This window comes from Actinophytocola sp., from assembly GCF_045807065.1.
Taxonomy (GTDB): Bacteria; Actinomycetota; Actinomycetes; order Mycobacteriales; family Pseudonocardiaceae; genus Actinophytocola.
The window spans coordinates 1-3,301 of record NZ_JBJMIE010000706.1; the positions used below are offsets into that span (position 1 = coordinate 1).

A 3,301-nucleotide genomic window follows, 5' to 3' on the forward strand; every position below is an offset into this window, starting at 1 on the left:
CGTGACGACCGCTACCTTCACGCCAGCTTGCGCGGGCCGATGAACGCCGCGAGTGCCGCCAGGACGTAGCCCGCCGCCGTGCCGTACGCGCCGATCCCCACGAGCGAGAAGCCGGCGTCGCCGATGAGGTCCTTCAGCGCGTAGACGTGCACGCCCGCGCACACCAGCAGGATGAGGCCGCCGACGATGCGGAACGTCGACATCGCCATCTTCAGCATGACGATCACCACGACCAGCACGGCCGCCGCGATGATGCCGAGGGTGATCTCCTGCCGGGAGAAGTGCATCCCGCCGCCGGAGATCGGGTCCCAGCCGAACTTCAGCGCCAGCGCCGCGACGCCGATGAACGCGAGCACCGCCCAGATGACCTTCATCGCCACCGACTGGAGCACGGCGACCAGTGACAGCAGGATGCCCAGCACGGCCAGCGGGTAGCTGAACATGAACACGTACGCGGCGCTGAAGCCGCCGCCGTTGCCGACGTCCTTCGCCGCGTCCCAGAGCTTCGGCAGAGCCGCGGAGTCGCCGCCGGCCGTCACCCACGGGAGCACGGTGAGGCTCAGTACCTGGACCACCAGGCCAAGGAGGCTGAACACCAGGCCGAGCCCGGGCCGGAAACCGCCACCACTCTCGCGTTCAGGCTCCGGCTCCCACGATCTGTCCTGGGCGGCGGGTCGTCGGGGCGCCTGGCCCTGACCGTAACCGCGGTCGTGGGCTTCGTCGTAGGGGGCGTAGCCCTGGCCGGCGCCGCCCTGGCCGCCGCCGTAGTTCGAGCGCTGGTCGTACTGGTAGTCGGCGCCCGGGCCCGGGCCGTAGTCGGGACCGGGGTCCTGGCCGTAGTCCGGCTGGTAGCCCTGGTCGGGGTAGCCGCGTTGCGGGTAACCCTGCTGGTACCCGCCCTGCGGGTACGGCCGCTGCTGTGGTGGGTACCGCTCGTCGCGGTCCGGTCCTCCTGGTCGGGACATGCCGGCACCGTACTCGCAGGACGGCTACAGTCCCAGCCCATGGGCTCGGCGAAGAGTACGGAATCGCGGGCGGACGTTCCGCTGACCAACCTCGACCAGCCGCTGTTCGACGGCGCGGACGCGACGAAGCGGGACCTCGTCGACTACCTCGACGCCGTCCGCACGCGGCTGCTGCCCGCGCTGGCCGACCGGCCGCTGTCGGTCGTGCGGGTACGGGTCGGGCAGGAGCCGTTCATGCAGAAGAACGTGCCGAAGTACGCACCCGAATGGCTGCGGACCTACTCGTACTGGGCGGAGTCGTCACAGCGCGAGGTGCACTACGCGCTGTGCGACGACCGGCGCTCGCTCGTCTGGTTCGCCAACCAGCGCGCCGTCGAGTACCAACCGACGCTCGGCCGCGCACCCCGGCTGGACCGGGCCACGCACCTGGTGCTCGACCTCGACCCGCCCGAGGGCACCGAATCGTTCGGCGCGGCGGTCAGGGGCGCGTTGCTGGTCCGGCAGGCGCTCACCGACCTCGGCCTGGCGGGCGCGGTGAAGACCAGCGGCGCGAAGGGCGTGCACGTGTTCGTGCCCATCTCCACCGACATCGAGATGCCGGACGCCGCGGCCGCGACCAGGGCGATCGGGGCACGGGCCGCACGCATCGACCCGTCGGTGGCGACGACCGCGTACATCAAGGCGGACCGCGGTGGGAAGGTGTTCATCGACTCGACCCGCGCCGGCGGGGCGACGGTCGTCGCCGCGTACAGCCCGCGCGTGCGGCCGGGGACGCCGGTCTCGTTCCCGGTCCCCTGGGACGAGCTGGAGAACGTGTCGCCGCGTGACTTCACCATCCGCAACGCCGCCGAACTGCTCGGCGACCGCGACCCGTGGGCGGAGGCGTTGCCCGAGCCGCAGGGGTTGCCGGCGGACCTGGTCGCCGAGGGCCACGAGATCCCGGTCGCCCGCGTGGCCGCGATGCACGAGGGCAAGCGCAGGAAGCGGGCGGCCGAGCGCGCGGCGCAGGAGGGGCAGTGACGGTCCAGGTCATCATCCAGCCGTCCTACGGCAAGGCCGACACGCGAAGGCACTGGGCCGACACGCTGGACCAGCCGGTCGCGTTCCACCGGTACGCGGACGTGCTCACGCCGTGGCAGCGGGAGCGGCTCGCGGCGACCCACCCGGACGGCACGGCGCGCTTCTGGGGCGCGACGGCCAAGCACGACAAGCGGATGGCCACCCTCGAGGCGGGCGACGTCGCGCTGCTGACCGGGCAGAAGCACGTCCGCGCCGTCGGCGAGATCGGCTGCGTCTTCGCCAACGAGGAGTTCGCCCGCACGCTGTGGCGGCCCCGTCCGGGCACGTGCCTGTGGCGCAACGTGTACACCCTCCGCGCCTACCGCTTCGTGATGATCCCGTACGAGGAGGTGTGGGCCCTACCTGGCTTCACCGTGGGCGACAACTTCATGGGGTTGCGGTTCCTCGGCGCGGAGAAGAGCGCCACCATCCCGTCCGGCCTGGACGTGCCGGGCCTGCTCGCGGCGGCGGACGCCGTGCACGCCTGAAGGTCCGGTCGCGGTCCGACGGCCGCAACCGGATCTTCGTGCCTACGGCCTCCCGCGGAGGGCGGCCAGCTGCTCCTCGAACGGGATCAGTTCCTCCTCCTTGTGCCGCACGGGCATGCGCAGCATCAGGTCGGCCAGCTCGCCGGCCGCGCGGTCGACGCGCTGGGCCAGCTCACCGCTGGCCCAGTCCTCCGACGCCGCGTACACGGCCGTCGGCGCGACCACCGCGTGCAGGTACGCGAACATCGGCCGCAGTGCGTGTTCCAGGGCCAGCGAGTGCCGGGCCGTGCCGCCCGTCGCCGCGATCAGGACCGGCTTGCCGGTCAGCGCCGACGAGTCGATCAGGTCGAAGAACGACTTGAACAGGCCGCTGTAGGAGGCGGTGAAGATCGGCGTGGCGGCGATCAGGCCGTCCGCCTCCTCCACCGCCTTCAACGCCTCGCCGAGCTTCGGTGGCGGGAAGCCCGTCACCAGGTGGTTGGCGATGTCGACGGCCAGGTCGCGCAGTTCGACGACCCGTGTCGTGACGTCCGCCTGGGCGGCGACGGCCGTGGCCAGCCGGTCGGCAAGCAGGCGGGTCGACGACGGCTGGGTCAGGCCGGCGGAGACGACCACGAGCTTCATGCCGTCACCTTCTCCCGAGCGGCGGCGACGAGGGACTCGTGCGTCGGCGCGTCCGCGACGCCCGGCGCCCGGCGGGCCGCGAACTCCGCGCGCAGCACCGGCACGATCTCGCCGAGGAGGTCCAGCTGCTCCAGCACGGTCTTCAGCGGCAGACCCGCGTGGTCC

The 3,301-nt window shown here is 72.2% G+C and carries 4 protein-coding genes and 1 pseudogene; 2 read left to right on the top strand and 3 right to left on the bottom strand.

All coding sequences use genetic code 11. From position 1 onward, the window contains the following. Nucleotides 1–17 precede the first annotated feature (17 nt). The gene (locus tag ACJ73U_RS41395) at nucleotides 18–965 is read right to left on the bottom strand and encodes a hypothetical protein (RefSeq protein WP_407783250.1); all 948 of its coding nucleotides are present in this window, start codon (nucleotides 963–965) and stop codon (nucleotides 18–20) included. A 39-nt stretch (nucleotides 966–1,004) separates the two neighbouring features. Here ACJ73U_RS41395 and ACJ73U_RS41400 point away from each other — a divergent pair, with 39 nt between their 5' ends. Together ACJ73U_RS41400 and ACJ73U_RS41405 are read left to right on the top strand one after the other, a co-directional pair. Further along, the gene (locus tag ACJ73U_RS41400; RefSeq protein WP_407783251.1) at nucleotides 1,005–1,985 is read left to right on the top strand and encodes a DNA polymerase domain-containing protein; all 981 of its coding nucleotides are present in this window, start codon (nucleotides 1,005–1,007) and stop codon (nucleotides 1,983–1,985) included. Next, the gene (locus tag ACJ73U_RS41405) at nucleotides 1,982–2,512 is read left to right on the top strand and encodes a hypothetical protein (RefSeq protein ID WP_407783252.1); all 531 of its coding nucleotides are present in this window, start codon (nucleotides 1,982–1,984) and stop codon (nucleotides 2,510–2,512) included. Before ACJ73U_RS41400 ends, ACJ73U_RS41405 begins: the two co-directional genes overlap by 4 nt. Before the next feature lie 42 nt (nucleotides 2,513–2,554). On the opposite strand, the gene ACJ73U_RS41410 is transcribed toward ACJ73U_RS41405, so the two are convergent. Then, nucleotides 2,555–3,136 (bottom strand): FMN reductase, encoded by a 582-nt coding sequence (locus ACJ73U_RS41410; protein ID WP_407783253.1) that lies wholly within the window; start codon nucleotides 3,134–3,136, stop codon nucleotides 2,555–2,557. Beyond that, nucleotides 3,133–3,301: pseudogene (locus ACJ73U_RS41415) on the bottom strand (5,10-methylene tetrahydromethanopterin reductase); the annotation flags it as partial. The gene ACJ73U_RS41410 and the pseudogene ACJ73U_RS41415, both read right to left, overlap by 4 nt.